This window comes from Faecalicatena sp. (assembly GCF_058819085.1).
Map to the genome: position 1 here is coordinate 69,782 of NZ_JBZUUL010000024.1, position 13,934 is coordinate 83,715.

The window sequence follows — 13,934 nt, forward strand, 5'->3', positions numbered from 1 at the left end:
GCCCGCCGGAAGAATAAAACCGATCGTTCCGAAAATACGGCATAAAATACCAAAAACCGGCCTTTCGTTCCGAAAAATGCCGGTTTTGATACGTTTTAGCCCGGTTTTGATACAGATCGGGCCGTTTTAATCACGGTATAAGAATTTGTGCGTCAGGCCATTCTTGAAGGTAATTTCTACCGGCCGGCCGTTTTGGATCACAATCCGTTCAATGACAAGATTTAAAAATTCTTTCATAGTTTCATCACCGACAAGCGGCGCGAAGTCGCTATACTGGATATGTTCGACGGTCTGGATCTGGTGAGCCAGAAGGAAAGAAGACGCGGACTTTATGAAGGCCAGTTCCCCGGCGTCGGTGGAAAACGTCGCTTCGTTAAGGTCCTTCATGCGGTTTTCTGCCGCGATCCGTTCCGTTTCAAGGGCTAATTTTGTTTCAAGGTATTCTTTTTCGCTCATGGCCTGATCGTCGAAAAGAAAAGCCTTTTTCAGACGTTCAAGGGCGCGTTCTATGCGGGCGATCTTTTGTTTCAGTTCTTCCGCTTCGCCGGTATTGATACACCCGGAAGGAGCGGCCAGAAGATCGGGAACGTAGGCAGCGCCACCGGTAGCAGGACGCCCGGAAAGTAACGCAAACGTGGCGTTCAATCCTTCGGAAGCGATACCGGCCACGGCTTCAAATTCTGGCCCGGTCAAAAGCAGTTGTTCCAGTTCTTCCGGCGAACTGATTTTGGAACGCATACTGGCAACCCGGACCATGCCGGAAATATAGTTGAAGACAAACGGCCCTAAAACAACGTCGCTGCAGCCGGGAGAATTACAAGCACGCTTCCGGTACCGGGCGCCGCACCGGTAAAGGGAAGGTGAAAAGCCGTTTTCCCGTGTTTTGTCCTTCTTTATCACCTGAAAGAAGGCGCCACAGTCGCCACATACCAGAAGACCGGCGAAGGCGTGGACGTGGATCCGCTTGTGTGAAAAGCCTTCAGAACGTTTCTTTGCGGCGTTTTCGTCCATAATGGCATTGCAGCGGTCCCATTGTTCCGGCGGCACAAGGGGCGGGAAGACGCCTTCAAGGTATATTACTTCTTCTTCCGGTTTCTTCCGTCCGCGGGCGCTTTCCCGGTAATTATACCGGTAGTCGCCGCGGTTCATGGGGTTTCTGATAAAGTCGGCGACGGTTTTTGAAGTCCATTCCCCGCCGCGCTTCGTCGGTATGTCGTGGGCGTTGTTGTAGTCCCTGACCTTACACGTCGATCGCGTTTCTTCGTACATATCATACATGAGCCGACCGAAGACGGCTTCAACTTCACTATGTTTCGGGAATTTGGCTTCTTCGTCCCAATCCCACCCAAACGGGACGCGGGCGCCGTTCCACTGGCCGGAGAGGGCGCGGCCGATCATAATATCCATGACACGTTCCGAAGCAAGTTTCCGTTCCAGTTCTGCAAAAACAAGAATAATTTTCAGGACCGCTTCACCGATCGCCGAAGACGTGTCGAATTGTTCGTTTAATGAAATAAAGGTAACGCGGTTATACTTGAAGTCGTCGTACATCAAAGAGAAGTCAACAAGATTTCGGGAAATACGGTCAATTTTATAGACGATAACGTGGGAGATCTGACCGGCGCGGACTTTCTTCATCATGCGTTCAAAGGCGGGGCGGTTGGTATTCTTCCCGGACTTTCCGGCGTCCTCAAAAATTTCAATCCGGCTTTCGTCGATATGCAAAACGTGTTTACAGTAGTTCTTCAATTCCTTTTTCTGAAAAGGAAGGCTGTCTTTGTCCACCTGATAGCCGGTTGAAACGCGAACGTATAAAGCGACGGTTCGCAGATCCGGCGCGGCAGCAGGCACAAGACCGGCCTTTCTCAATGCTGCATAAGCCATAAAATCACACCTTCTTAAAAATGGGCGTAAAAAATAAGCCCTTTCAAAAGTTGGGGGCCTATGCTATAATAATCATTGTTCAAGTGGTTATCATAGCGCAGCCCCACGGGGTTGACGGGTAACAATCTATTTAAAGCGCTTCACGGTTGCAGCCGTGGGGCGTTTTATTTTTCAAATTTCAGTTCTATAATTTTACCTTTTTCTTTATAGCGGTATTTTACGCCATTTTTGAAGCGTCCCCTTTTTCGACATAACCGAGATCCAATAATTCGTCGGCGCGTTCACAAAGCCTTTTCTTTCCATCTGAATTTAAACGTCGATATTTCATAATCAATTCAGTTTCCGGCACAGAGAGCGACGGAGAAGCAGAAGAACGATCTTTGCTAATCGAAACCGGCTGATCTTCGTCGATTATTTCCAGTAAAGAGTCAAGTGTCATTCCCATAGCGGAAGCAATACACTTCATTTTTTCGATTGAAGGAACAATGGGTTTCTTTGTTTTTGGGTGTTCGTTCTTTTCCAACATGGATATATAACCGTTGCTTACGCCGGAAATTTTGGAAAAGTCACGCAAAGAAAGTTCATGTTCGGTTCGATAGTTCTTAACAAGTTCACCAAGCGTCACTTTTTCAACCTTCCTTTCTATATTGTTTAACATATTATACAATGGTTTAATAAATAAATCAATATGGAATTTTAATAAATTAAACAAAATACTGTTCAACAAATTAAAAAAAAGAAGTGTTTAACATATTGACAAGCAGCGCTTAATATGTTAATCTTTCAATAACGCAGGAAATAGATCGCAAAGAAAGGAGAATAAAAAATGGGATACAAGATCAAAGAAATCAGAGAAGCGTCAGGAATGACGCAGCAGCAACTTTCCGAACGTTCCGGCGTGGCAAGAAGCATTATTAACGGTCTTGAAACAGGCAGGACAAAGACAACCACAACAGCAACATTAAGAAAGATTGCGATCGCGTTAAACAAAAAGGTTGATGAAATTTTTTTTGATTAAATCGCTTAATATGTTAAGCAGAAAGGAGCGCAGACCGTGAAAAAAGCAGAAGAAATTGTAAAGATCGCCGGAGAAGTAGCGGAAGAAGCGTTGAAGGTTGCCGAAGAAAAAGGGCTGACGCTTTGTGAAGTGCTGCAGGTGCCGGAAACAATGAAAGCAAAGATTTTATATGAATTACGACAGCAGGAAACGCCGTTCAAAAGGGAAAAGCCCCGAACATAAGCCGGGGCAAAAGGTTATTTACTGATTTGTGCATTATCAATAATACGAAGCGCCTTTGACAGTTCTTCTTGTAAGACCTCATATACGGCCAGTAAATGAGGATCCGGAATTAAAGACTTGTCAATTCTGCAATTTGTATTATGGACGAACGCAGCGGCAGTATTGCCCTTTTCGTATTCCATAAGATCAGACACAGAGAACACCCCCTTTCATACCGTGATTATAACACGGCAGCGGGAAGCGGGACAATAAAACGGAGAAGACGCAATGATCGAAATAATCATTTTCCGGCCGACAATGAAACGCGCGCTTGAAACGTGGGGACTATTCAGAGAAGCGGCCGAAGCAAACGCAGAAGCGAAAGTAACCAGATACACGCCGAAGATTATAACGAAGAGATACCGGATCCGCTTCCGAAGCGACGGACAGCAAAACGAAGGGTTACGGGCAGATATAACGGTACCGTTCGATCCGGTTATGATGAGCCATTCACAGTTCGGCCGGGAGTATTGCACACTGTCAAGCATTTTGGAGTTATTGAAGCAGGAAGACGGCGAAACATAGTAGCAGGACAACGAAAACACGGCCAGATCGGCCATTTTATAAAGTCTGTATATTTCGGTGTAGGTCAACAGGTTTTCGGCCCGGTTTTTAATGTGAAAGCGGGGCAGCGGTGGAGAACAAAAACGCTTTAAAAGGTTCCATGTCGGACAACAAGTTTTCGGCTTTTAATGTGAAAGCCGGTAAGGTTTGGACGTTCCCGAAAAAAGACGCCCGCCGGATCGTGTGAAAGCCGGTTGAAAAGCACACACCCGAAAAATACAGATTTTATAAAATGGCTGATTTTGTCAGAAAAAAGCAGCACGAAACAGAGCAACGGAAAGGAAATCTAACTATGAAAGTATTATCACTATTTGACGGGATAAGTTGCGGGAAAGTAGCACTTGAACGCGCGGGAATACAGATTGAAGAATATGTGGCGTTTGAGATCGACAAATACGCGATCAAAATCAGCAAGAAAAACCACCCGGACATTATACAACGGGGAGACGTAACAAAAGCGGACTTTTCGGAATTTGAAGGTTTTGACATTGTGATCGGCGGTAGTCCGTGTCAGGGGTTCAGTTTCGCAGGGAAGCAGTTAAATTTTGAGGATCCGCGAAGCAAATTATTTTTTGAATTTGTAAGAGCGGTTGAACAGGTAAAACCGAAGTATTTTCTTCTTGAAAACGTGAAAATGAAAAAAGAGTTTGAAAACATTATTTCGGAATATTTGGGAGTAGAGCCGATCGAAATAAATTCGGGGCTTGTTTCGGCACAGTCGAGAAAACGGCTTTACTGGACGAACATTCCGGGCGTAACGCTTCCAGAAGATAAGGGAATTATGCTGAAAGACGTTGTTCACGAAAACGAAGAACAGAAGCCGGAAGGATTGGGAAAATATATTGTTCCATTCGATAAAAGCCTGCAGATCTTAGATAAAGAAGTACAGAAAGGAAAAATCGGGTATTTCAGAAAAGACAGTCAGGCGAACCGGGTATATTCGATCCACGGAAAAGCCGTCACCCTATGCGGGGAAGCGGGCGGCGGAGCCGCAAAAATGGGACAATATCTTTTCGGGTGCTTGACGCCGGACAGGATCGAAAAGCGGCAGAACGGACAGCGCTTTAATGAAGGGAATAAATTCTATACGCTGACAGCACAGGACAGACACGGAGTTTTAATCGACGGGTACATAAGAAAACTAACACCGGTAGAATGTGAGCGATTGCAAACGCTTCCAGACAATTACACAGACGCGCCGGGAGTGACAGACGCGCAGCGTTATAAATGTTTGGGGAATGGTTGGACGGTTGACGTTATAGCACACATTTTGAAAGGCTTAAAAACCGGAAACGGCCAGGAAAAGGACCAGGCCGTCAGAGATTGGAAGGCAGCAGAAAACGCCATAAACAAATCACTTGAAGATTTTTCAAATTTAGGGCCGGCGGGAATGTTTGGAGTGAAGATATTAACACCGCTTCGGGTGAGGTATGACAAAGGAGAACGGACGGCAGATTTATTTAATGCAATAGTCGAAGCGACAAGATAGGGGCGGGAAAATGATAGAAAGAAAAGTAATATTTGAAATCACCGGCGACGGGCTGACCGAGGAAGAAGTCGGCAGGATCCGTCAGGTGATCCGACACCTGAACTATAAACGGGGACGCAGAAAGAAACCGCGCCTTCGTTATAGATACAATTTTAATAAACCGAAAGGAGATCTAACACATGAGTTTAATTGACGCTTTTTCAAAGGAAGACCGGGTACCGGTTACATTTACCGATTTTTTTAATCTGGTAAAGCAGGCGGCGAAGTACGAAAACGTTATGAACGGCGTAAAATGCGACGTTCCGCACAGGTACATAAGAGAGTGCATGACAGGAGAAAAGGAACTGACAGACAAAGTAGAAGTGACGGTACATTTCGGCGAAGGAGAACTGGAAGAAATCACAGAGAGGATCAAAAGACAGGTTGCGGAAGAATTTGGAATACCAATCGAACTTCTGGAAGAAGGAAAACAGGAGCAGCACGAAGCGGATCAGGATCCAAAAGAAGCAATACAAGACGAAGAACCGCCGATCACCGGCGAGAAAGGAGAATAAAGCATGGCAGCAATTATTATTTCATTTATTGCCGGTGCGGTTGCGGCAACGATCGGCCTTGTGGCCTTTGGCGTACACCTTGCGAATAAGAACGGTAAAGAATAAAGCACATGAAAGCGATTATGAAATATCCCGGTTCAAAGTGGGGGACTGCTGAATGGATCATTTCGCATTTTCCAGAACATCACAGTTATTTAGAACCATTCTTCGGATCCGGCGGCGTGTTCTTCAACAAACCGCGATCAGACATTGAAACCATAAACGACCTTGACGGCGACGTGGTAAACCTTTTCCGGTGGATAAAGGACGATCCCGAACGGTTGGCACATGAAATATATTTCACGCCATATTCGCGGGAAGTGTACGAAGAAGCATACCAGAAGGAACCGGAAAGCAGCCTTGAAAAAGCGGTACTGTTTTATGTTCGCCTGAATATGGGACACGGTTTCAGAACAACCGGTGAAAAGGTGGGGTGGAAAGTCGACATTCAGGGCAGGGAAAAAGCCTACGCGGCCGTTGACTGGTGCCGGATCCCGGAAAAGATTATGGAAGCCGCGGAAAGATTACGCGGCGTACAGATAGAGAACCGGCCCGCCGTGGAAGTGATACGCCGTTACAATTTTGAAAACGTGCTGATCTATTGCGATCCACCCTATGTTCTTTCTACACGCTGCCGGAAGCAGTATAAACAAGAAATGAGCGACGAAGATCACGAAGAATTACTGGAAGCGCTGCTGCAGCATAAAGGACCGGTGGTTATTAGCGGGTATTCTTCCCCACTGTATGAAGCGAAGTTTGGGGGGTGGTTCCGGGAAGAAAGAACAAATTACGCGCAGAACGCGCAGCAGCGCCGGGAAATTATCTGGTATAACCGCCAGACGCCGGGGCAGCAGTTGACACTATTTTGAAAGAGGGTGAAGAAACAATGAAGATTTTGGACATAGGAAAAAACTATTCGATCGGGGTTGAATTGGAAGAAGGCGGCAGCACATTAGAAGGTTTCTTCGATCCGGGACTTACGGCCGCGATCAATTACTTGCAAAAGAACTTTCCACGGGAAGAAAACGTGACGGTTCATATTATGGAAGATTACGACACCATACAATCACCAGACGGCGGCGTGGGTTTCGGGGTATTCGTTCCGGCGACAATGGAAATATACCTTGCGGGAGATATACCGGAAAAGGAAGAAGGGTTAATAAAAACATTGTCCCACGAATACAAACACTTTTTGCAGCATTGCGAAGGAAAACCGTTCGACGAAGAAGAAGCGGAAGCATTCGCAGAGGAAATTTATAAAAGAATAAAGGAGATCGAACCATGAGAAAAGAAGATTTTGTAATGGCATTACTGGAAGCATTGAAGGCAGCAGAAGGCCCGCGGGGGGGGGGCAGAGCATGAACGGGAAGGACGGAAAAGAGCCGGAAGCGGTATTCTTTGACGAACTTTTAAAGAAGGCAGGAAGCCCGGAAGAATTTGTAAAACGGATCCATGAAGGAAAGGCTTTCAGACTGGAAGAAAAAGTCGGGATCCACATCATCAGTTTAGACACAGACAAGCCGCCGATCGTCCAGATAACGGGAGAGTTTGGCACACTTGGCAGAATGTTGAGTTTTGCCATGTCTGAATTGATAGAGAGGGCAGCAGAAGACACCGGGGATCGCGAAGGAATCGAAAATTTCTTCCGGCAGATTACGGAAGGCGCGATCATGGCTTCCAGATTATAGAAAGGAAATCAGACCATGGAAAAAATGAATTTACCATTGAAACAGTTTTTAACCCTTGTCGGACCGGCGCAGGCGTTGGAAGTTATCGAAGAAGACGCAGCGGAACCGGTATTCACCGGAAAGGCCGCAAAGATCAGGGACCATGAAGAATTGTTGGATCGTGAAGTAAAACTGATCGAAGCGAAAGCAAAAGCAACACCGTATCACATGACCTATTTTCAGATCTGGATCTATTAGAAGGGCGGCGCCATGGTTAAAGTAAGGGATTTTTTACAGACCATAACAGCGCCGGACCGGTTGAAGATTGTAAAAGGCGGGGAAGTAGTGTTTTTAGGGTTCAGGGGAGAAATGACGGAAATTCCGAAAGAATACCTTGACGCCGAAATGATACTTTTTCGCAATGAACCGGAGATCAGGCACAGGAAATGGAAGGAAGCCGGGTTAATGCCGCCACTTGAACCGGACCAGACGCCGGATTTTTCGTTTTCGGATCTGGAAATGAAGTTATATTACAAAATTTGTATTTGAAAGGCGGGGAAATGCGGTTAATTAGTGCAGACGAAGCAAAAAGAATTATATGTAAATTTGAAAACAGGGCCATACAACGAACAATGATCCTTGAAATTGAAAAATTAAGCGGTTGCACAGCGACGGAAGAACAGTTGTTGGAAATGTTGGGAAACAAAGAAATTAAGTTTGACGGATAGAGGAAAGAAAGGAGATCTAACCATGGCACCATTAAACAAGGCTTTATTCAGCAGCGCGAAGGAAGATTGGGCGACGCCGCAGGACTTCTTCGACGAATTAAACAAGGAATTTCACTTCGATTTAGATCCATGCGCTGACGCGGAAAACGCGAAGTGCAAGGAGTTTTTCACGAAGGAGCAAAACGGACTTTTGCAGGATTGGGGGGGGGCGTTGCGTCTTCTGCAATCCACCTTACGGGAGAACTTCAACCGGCGAATGGATCAAAAAGTGTTACGAAGAAGCACAGAAACCGGGAACGGTTGTTGTTGCGCTCATTCCGGCGCGTACTGACACAAGGTTTTTTCACGATTACATATACCACAAAGCGGAAATTCGCTTCATAAAAGGCCGCCTTCACTTCGGCGGCTGCAAAGACGCGGCGCCGTTTCCTTCTATGGTGGTAGTGTTCAGAAAGGGAAAAGAGAATGAAGAAGAAAAGAAAACAGGCTGCACCGCTGCAGGCCACACCGAAGAAAAAGCCGCGGAGAAGGACGACGGATCCGAAAACGGCATTGACGGTATTTGAACCGAACACGGTTTATTTTAATGATTTTCTTGAAACATACATAGGCGCAAAGTGGCAGGCGATAAAAGGCAGCCTTTACGACGCCGGTTATCAGACGATCGAAGTCAGCCGGTACCGCGACGAACTGTTAGAGGATTTCAAAGAAATGTGCAGGGAAAACGGCCTGTATGGCATTGTGTGAGACAGAAAGGAGATCTAACCATGGGAAACGTTGTAAAACGAGAAGTTTATAAACTGATCGACAAAGAATTGGCGGCAGCGAATGAAAAGTTTCCGCTTTTCGGCAGCAGTCACGAAGCCTTCGCGGTAATTCTGGAAGAAGCAGAGGAAACGAAGGAAGAAGCGCAAAACCTTGAAATATTGGTGAATAACTTCTGGATCGGCGTCAGAGAGAACCACAGCCCGGAAGCAGCACACGAAGAATTGACGGCGATTTACAGAACGGCGCTTGATCTGGCCGTGGAAGCAATACAGACCGCGGCAATGGCAAGAAAAGGAATTTTAAGCGATATCGAACTTCTGGCAATAGACCAGTGTTTGACGGAAGAAGAAAGGGGCGCTTTATAGTGAGAAGAAGGAAAGAGGATCGAAGAAGGGAAAACAACTTGGCGATTTTGCTTTTAATTCCCGCTTCCCTTCTCATGGCGGCATTTATCATTTTTGCCGTTGCGGACGACTGGAAGCAGCAGGACGCAGCGGCACAGGAGCAGCAGGAAGCAAAAGAACCGGAACCGCTGACCATTGAAACGCCGGATCCATGCGACACCGGAAGCATTGTTATTTATGCAAACGGCGGCGTATATGCGTTTTATGGCACGTTTGATATTAAAAACGACGGCCGGGACGGGGAAGAAATAATAATGACGCTTGAAGGGTACATGGAAGCAGAGTACCCCCACGGAGTACCGGAAGTCAAAGAAACTTACGGGCCATAGAAAGGAGAAAAGGGTATGAGCCAGAGAAAGAGGATCGAAGAAGCATTGGCAAAATTAGGCATTACGAACGAAGCACAGTTAAACGCAGCAATTCAAGGAATGAAACCGTTAAACATTTCCTTAATGGCAGCAGGGCAGCAGGAAAGAAAGGCGGGTTAATATGGATCTGAATAAAAATCAGGTGATCGCCGTCGATTTTGACGGGACATTGTGCAAGCAGGCATGGCCGGAGATAGGAGAAGAAAACGAAGCATTGATCCGGCACCTGAAAGAAAGGAAAGCAGAGGGCGCAAGGCTGATATTATGGACGAACCGCGAAGGCGATTTACTGGAAGAAGCGGTGGAATGGTGCAGGGAACGGGGCTTGGAGTTTGACACCGTGAACGCGAACTTGCCGGAACTGATCGACCTTTATAAAAACGACTGCCGCAAGATCAACGCCGACATTTACATAGACGACAAGGCAGTAAACCCGATCCCGTACCGACAGGCGGCCGGGTTCACATCATTAAACCCATACGCGAACCCGATCGACAAGGCAGAGTTTGAAAGGAGATCTAACCATGACGGCAATTAAGCGTTACATAAGAATTTTCAGAAGGAAAAGGCAGCAGGCCAGAACCAGAAGGAAAGCAAATCAGTATTTGATCGAAGTATTCAGCCTGACGAAGTGCGGGACACTTTCGGAACTGGACTTTTCGGCCGGTTATTATACCGGGATCGTAACGAAGGCGGCAGAGTTGGGAGAAATCACGGAGCAGCAGCGCGACGAAGTGTTAAGAGTTCTTCACCATATCCACAAAGGCGAAAGAGAGATAAAAGAAAAAGAGTAAATAAAAAACGGATTGAAAAGGCGGGGACCTTAAACAATCCGTTTTGTTGGAAATCTAACCTATAAATATTATAGCAGAAAGGCGGGAAATGTCAATGTTCAAAACCCATGAAAAGAGCCGGTTTGAGGTAATGAACGAAACACAGATTGAGAATGCGAAACGGATTGTGATCCAGATTGCAGAAGAAAAGTTATATACAAATGGGCGCGGAATGGCGTGCTTTCTTTGCGAAACCGTGGATCCGAAGGAATATGACCGTACAACGGCAGAGGGACGCGCAGCCGCCGCAGAAAAGGAACTGGCCGACGAAATAGAAGCCCACAAAATAGAAATGGAAGAAGCACAGGCGAAGATCGACGCACTGGAAGAACTTCTGGCAGAAGCGAAGGACGCCCGCGAAGGCATGAGAAACACAGCGGCAGCAGTACGGGAAGAAAACCAGACATTATATAAAGCACTTGTGGAGTGCCGACGCATATTCGGAGAATTGCCGCCGGAAATTGAAACACTGATAGCGAAGGGAGAAAACTAAATGTATACATTAAGCCAGTTTAGAAACTTAACGAAGGGACTTCCGGGAGATTTTGAAATCAGGATCGAAGCGTGCTTCACGCCGGAAGGAAATAAAACGGCGCCTTGTTTTGAAATCGTGACTTCCAAAAAAGCAAGGGAAGTTGTCTTAATGCCGGAAGTGGTACATATAAACGACGGCGAAGACGGTCTGACGGTAAGGCATGAAAAGAAAGGCAAGAAAACGGAGCCGGAAAACACCGTTTAATATGAAATGTGGATAGCCCGGACGCGCGGAAACACGGCCGGGTAATTCTGCAAGAAGAAAAGAAATCGAACACAGTTTCTTCTTATATAAAAGGAAATCTTCTTTTTCGTCCTTGTAATGGGTATTAACAAACCGACGAATTATAAATTTATATATTCAGGATCAGGATCCAGAAGGGAGAAGGGAAAGGGAAAAGGCGGGGATAACATGAAGGTAAGGACCTATGATAATTACGATTATGTAGAAGCGTATAAAATAGATCTTCAATCGGACATAGAGAGAAAAGCAAGAAGGAAGTTTGAACAGGAAAACCCACTACAAACGACAGACTATGAAACACAGTGGAAGGAGCAGCAAGAAAAATTAGAGGAATGGGAACTGGAAAGGCTGCTGAAAGAAGGGAAGGTGGAAAGTCTTTACCGGACAACGACTATAAAGGCAAAGAACATTGAAAGCGGACGCGAATTACTGGAAGCGCAAATTTACCCGTCATTCTTTCACAAAGCAGACGTTCCGCGCACAGGGAAAAAGAGAGAAAGCAAGCCTTCACAGAAGAACTTAAACGACAAAAATTCCAGAAGGTACCTTGTCAGGCTTGCAAATATCAATTTCGGCAAGAACGATCTATGGTGTACCTTCACATGGGACGAAGAACACCTACCGGCAGACGAAGACGCAGCAGACAGGGACGTGGCAAATTTTATAAGGCGTATAAATTACAGACAGAAAAAGAAGGGCCGGGAGAATATCAAGTATATTTATATACCGGTTGTCGAAGGCGCCGAACGTCCGCACGTCCACATAATTATGACCGGAAAGGGGATTGATCGCGACGAATTAGAGGAACTATGGGGAAAGGGGGAGAGATCAAACACACGAAGGATCAAACCCGACGAAGATTTTTTGATTTCCGGCCTTGCCACTTATATTTCAAACAATAAGCGCGGGAAAAGGCGTTGGCGCGCTTCAAAGAACCTTAAAAAACCGCCAGAGCCTACGCGCAGTTATTCAAAGTTTAAGAAAGCGAAAGTCGAAAAAATGGCGCATGATTATGAAACCTTGAAAGCAGAAATGGAAAAAGCATACCCGAACTATAAATTTTTAGACGCGGAAGTGAAATACAACGGCGTCACGGCGGCTTTTTACATATACGCCCGCATGGTGCGGAATTAAAGGGGGTGAGAATGTGAAAAAAATCATTGAAGGGAAAATTTACGACACGGAAAAAGCAGAAGTTATTTTTTCGTTTCGGCGAAAGTATCAGGATCCGATCGCTTGGAAGCCGGGGTATGTGTTCAACACATGGGAAGACGCGCGATATTTGAAGACGCAAAAGGGAACATTTTTATTTTATTGCAAGAGCCGGAAAGATCTAAAAGTGGTTAAGGAAGAAGAAGTAAAGAACGTGATCGAAAGGTTGGATCCTGATCGCTTTATGGAACTTTACGGAGAGTTAGAAGAAGGGTAGGTGTGAAATGTGAACCTTGCAAACATGAAGCGTTCCGAAACCACGGAACAAATAAGCCTTTTTAATTGGGCCAGAGTGAACGAAGCGTTTATACCGGAATTACGGTTGCTTCACCATGTACCAAACGAAGGAAAGCGGACAAATGGCGCAGTATTGAAGGCGGCAGGCTTGAAAACGGGCGTCCCGGATCTGTCCTTGCCGGTGCCGCGTGGTGGCTTTCACGGGTTGTATATCGAAATGAAGTTCGGATCCGGGAAGACAACAAAGGCGCAGGAAGAATTTATGGCCTTGCTTCGGCAGCAGGGATATAAAACGGCCGTAGCCTATGGAGCGGAGCAGGCCCGCGAAATTATACGGCATTATCTGGCCCGCGCCGCAGGCTTTGATCTGGTGAATTGCGAAGAAGCCGTGAAAATGTTCGGGTATTGCGAAGGCGTGGCCGTGGATTGGGCGCCTTGCGAAAAATGCGAATTTTACAAAGCAAACAGAGAGAAAGGAGAATGACGAATGTTTTTCAAACAGACAGTTTTAAAACGTATGCTGAAAGCGGCGTACAAAGGGGCGGGCCTGACCGTGGGCCACGACGCAGGAAACGAAGAAGGGGGGGAGCCGGAAGGGTATTATATTTCTTCCGGGTGGTGGATCGTCTGGTTTTTGGCTGACGCAATGCCAAAGGAAGCAAAAGCGGCCGTTATTGAATTGTGCGGCGATCTTCCGGGACCGGGCGAAGTGTTTAAAGCAATGAAGGATATGGGAAACCAGTATGAGATCGAACAAAAGGAAGTATATAACTTGCCTGCAGCGTTTAAAAAATGTGATTGCCGTTTTAACGTCACAAAGTTATTAGGGCAGCAGGGCGACAAGGTGATCCGGTTCATTCAGGAAGACGGAGCGACGCGGCACGTCACAGCCATATCGGAAATATTTATGGACCTGATAGATCCGGGCGCCGTTGATTATGACAACGGAGAATATGAGCCGTTCGGGCCGGTTACACTCTGCCCGACTTCGCCTTTTATGTATTGGGGCAACAATCAATGTTATCTCATGGCCGGAGTAAGGACGGCAGAAGAAGGCGAAGAAGTGGACTTCTGGAAATTCTTAGAAGGCACAGAGATTTTATAAAACATTCAAAGAAAGGGGGCGGCCG

At 46.3% G+C, this 13,934-nt stretch carries 26 protein-coding genes and 1 pseudogene; 24 read left to right on the forward strand and 3 right to left on the reverse strand.

The window, feature by feature from the left end; all coding sequences use genetic code 11:
* Positions 1-126: 126 nt before the first annotated feature.
* Together AC4OGX_RS11675 and AC4OGX_RS11680 are read right to left on the reverse strand one after the other, a co-directional pair.
* The gene (locus AC4OGX_RS11675; RefSeq protein WP_493330669.1) at positions 127-1,884 is read right to left on the reverse strand and encodes a recombinase family protein; all 1,758 of its coding nucleotides are present in this window, start codon (positions 1,882-1,884) and stop codon (positions 127-129) included.
* A gap of 217 nt (positions 1,885-2,101) precedes the next feature.
* Positions 2,102-2,509: a helix-turn-helix domain-containing protein gene (locus AC4OGX_RS11680; protein ID WP_493330671.1), complete on the reverse strand. Its 408-nt coding sequence runs from the start codon at positions 2,507-2,509 to the stop codon at positions 2,102-2,104.
* 201 nt (positions 2,510-2,710) lie between these two features.
* Between AC4OGX_RS11680 and AC4OGX_RS11685 the strand changes: the two genes are divergently transcribed.
* The gene (locus tag AC4OGX_RS11685) at positions 2,711-2,902 is read left to right on the forward strand and encodes a helix-turn-helix transcriptional regulator (protein ID WP_493330673.1); all 192 of its coding nucleotides are present in this window, start codon (positions 2,711-2,713) and stop codon (positions 2,900-2,902) included.
* A 36-nt stretch (positions 2,903-2,938) separates the two neighbouring features.
* Positions 2,939-3,124, forward strand: coding sequence for a hypothetical protein (locus AC4OGX_RS11690; RefSeq protein WP_004606129.1), 186 nt, complete (start codon positions 2,939-2,941; stop codon positions 3,122-3,124).
* Between the two features lie 14 nt (positions 3,125-3,138).
* Here the strand turns inward: AC4OGX_RS11690 and AC4OGX_RS11695 are convergent, their stop codons facing one another.
* The gene (locus tag AC4OGX_RS11695; RefSeq protein ID WP_004606128.1) at positions 3,139-3,306 is read right to left on the reverse strand and encodes a hypothetical protein; all 168 of its coding nucleotides are present in this window, start codon (positions 3,304-3,306) and stop codon (positions 3,139-3,141) included.
* A gap of 85 nt (positions 3,307-3,391) precedes the next feature.
* Here AC4OGX_RS11695 and AC4OGX_RS11700 point away from each other — a divergent pair, with 85 nt between their 5' ends.
* The 22 genes and pseudogenes from AC4OGX_RS11700 (at position 3,392) to AC4OGX_RS11805 (ending at position 13,909) form a co-directional block, all read left to right on the forward strand.
* Positions 3,392-3,688, forward strand: a complete 297-nt coding sequence (locus AC4OGX_RS11700; protein WP_004606127.1) for a hypothetical protein — start codon at positions 3,392-3,394, stop codon at positions 3,686-3,688.
* A gap of 331 nt (positions 3,689-4,019) precedes the next feature.
* Positions 4,020-5,216, forward strand: a complete 1,197-nt coding sequence (gene dcm, locus AC4OGX_RS11705; protein WP_130574618.1) for a DNA (cytosine-5-)-methyltransferase — start codon at positions 4,020-4,022, stop codon at positions 5,214-5,216.
* Between the two features lie 10 nt (positions 5,217-5,226).
* Entirely contained in the window at positions 5,227-5,409 is a 183-nt protein-coding gene (locus AC4OGX_RS11710) for a hypothetical protein (protein ID WP_004606124.1), read from the forward strand.
* A complete protein-coding gene (locus tag AC4OGX_RS11715; RefSeq protein ID WP_493330681.1) occupies positions 5,396-5,770 on the forward strand; it encodes a hypothetical protein in 375 nt (124 codons plus the stop codon). Before AC4OGX_RS11710 ends, AC4OGX_RS11715 begins: the two co-directional genes overlap by 14 nt.
* Positions 5,771-5,880: 110 nt before the next feature.
* Positions 5,881-6,678 (forward strand): DNA adenine methylase, encoded by a 798-nt coding sequence (locus tag AC4OGX_RS11720; protein ID WP_493330682.1) that lies wholly within the window; start codon positions 5,881-5,883, stop codon positions 6,676-6,678.
* Positions 6,675-7,094, forward strand: coding sequence for a hypothetical protein (locus AC4OGX_RS11725; RefSeq protein WP_493330683.1), 420 nt, complete (start codon positions 6,675-6,677; stop codon positions 7,092-7,094). The genes AC4OGX_RS11720 and AC4OGX_RS11725 overlap by 4 nt, the downstream gene beginning before the upstream one ends.
* A 73-nt stretch (positions 7,095-7,167) precedes the next feature.
* The gene (locus AC4OGX_RS11730) at positions 7,168-7,497 is read left to right on the forward strand and encodes a hypothetical protein (RefSeq protein ID WP_493330685.1); all 330 of its coding nucleotides are present in this window, start codon (positions 7,168-7,170) and stop codon (positions 7,495-7,497) included.
* 24 nt (positions 7,498-7,521) lie between these two features.
* Positions 7,522-7,734 carry a hypothetical protein gene (locus AC4OGX_RS11735; protein WP_493330686.1) on the forward strand — a complete coding sequence of 71 codons (213 nt, stop codon included), beginning with the start codon at positions 7,522-7,524 and terminating at the stop codon, positions 7,732-7,734.
* 12 nt (positions 7,735-7,746) lie between these two features.
* Positions 7,747-8,025 carry a hypothetical protein gene (locus AC4OGX_RS11740; protein WP_004606120.1) on the forward strand — a complete coding sequence of 93 codons (279 nt, stop codon included), beginning with the start codon at positions 7,747-7,749 and terminating at the stop codon, positions 8,023-8,025.
* A 201-nt stretch (positions 8,026-8,226) separates the two neighbouring features.
* Positions 8,227-8,770, forward strand: a pseudogene (locus AC4OGX_RS11745) (DNA N-6-adenine-methyltransferase).
* Complete coding sequence (locus AC4OGX_RS11750) at positions 8,670-8,951, forward strand: hypothetical protein (protein ID WP_493330874.1); 282 nt, start codon at positions 8,670-8,672, stop codon at positions 8,949-8,951. Before AC4OGX_RS11745 ends, AC4OGX_RS11750 begins: the two are co-directional and overlap by 101 nt.
* A gap of 20 nt (positions 8,952-8,971) precedes the next feature.
* Entirely contained in the window at positions 8,972-9,337 is a 366-nt protein-coding gene (locus AC4OGX_RS11755; protein ID WP_493330687.1) for a hypothetical protein, read from the forward strand.
* On the forward strand, positions 9,337-9,705 hold the full coding sequence (locus AC4OGX_RS11760) for a hypothetical protein (RefSeq protein WP_493330688.1): 369 nt from the start codon (positions 9,337-9,339) through the stop codon (positions 9,703-9,705). The genes AC4OGX_RS11755 and AC4OGX_RS11760 overlap by 1 nt, the downstream gene beginning before the upstream one ends.
* Before the next feature lie 15 nt (positions 9,706-9,720).
* Positions 9,721-9,864: a hypothetical protein gene (locus AC4OGX_RS11765; RefSeq protein ID WP_004606114.1), complete on the forward strand. Its 144-nt coding sequence runs from the start codon at positions 9,721-9,723 to the stop codon at positions 9,862-9,864.
* A gap of 1 nt (position 9,865) precedes the next feature.
* The gene (locus tag AC4OGX_RS11770; RefSeq protein WP_004606113.1) at positions 9,866-10,282 is read left to right on the forward strand and encodes a hypothetical protein; all 417 of its coding nucleotides are present in this window, start codon (positions 9,866-9,868) and stop codon (positions 10,280-10,282) included.
* The gene (locus AC4OGX_RS11775; protein ID WP_004606112.1) at positions 10,269-10,538 is read left to right on the forward strand and encodes a hypothetical protein; all 270 of its coding nucleotides are present in this window, start codon (positions 10,269-10,271) and stop codon (positions 10,536-10,538) included. Before AC4OGX_RS11770 ends, AC4OGX_RS11775 begins: the two co-directional genes overlap by 14 nt.
* A gap of 88 nt (positions 10,539-10,626) precedes the next feature.
* Positions 10,627-11,070, forward strand: coding sequence for a hypothetical protein (locus AC4OGX_RS11780; RefSeq protein WP_493330689.1), 444 nt, complete (start codon positions 10,627-10,629; stop codon positions 11,068-11,070).
* A complete protein-coding gene (locus AC4OGX_RS11785; RefSeq protein WP_004606110.1) occupies positions 11,071-11,316 on the forward strand; it encodes a hypothetical protein in 246 nt (81 codons plus the stop codon).
* Between the two features lie 117 nt (positions 11,317-11,433).
* Positions 11,434-12,489 (forward strand): rolling circle replication-associated protein, encoded by a 1,056-nt coding sequence (locus tag AC4OGX_RS11790; RefSeq protein WP_493330690.1) that lies wholly within the window; start codon positions 11,434-11,436, stop codon positions 12,487-12,489.
* 13 nt (positions 12,490-12,502) lie between these two features.
* Positions 12,503-12,784, forward strand: coding sequence for a hypothetical protein (locus tag AC4OGX_RS11795; protein ID WP_279003289.1), 282 nt, complete (start codon positions 12,503-12,505; stop codon positions 12,782-12,784).
* Positions 12,785-12,808: 24 nt separating this feature from the next.
* Entirely contained in the window at positions 12,809-13,288 is a 480-nt protein-coding gene (locus AC4OGX_RS11800; RefSeq protein ID WP_493330691.1) for a VRR-NUC domain-containing protein, read from the forward strand.
* Positions 13,289-13,291: 3 nt separating this feature from the next.
* The gene (locus tag AC4OGX_RS11805; RefSeq protein ID WP_493330692.1) at positions 13,292-13,909 is read left to right on the forward strand and encodes a hypothetical protein; all 618 of its coding nucleotides are present in this window, start codon (positions 13,292-13,294) and stop codon (positions 13,907-13,909) included.
* The last annotated feature ends 25 nt before the right edge of the window (positions 13,910-13,934 follow it).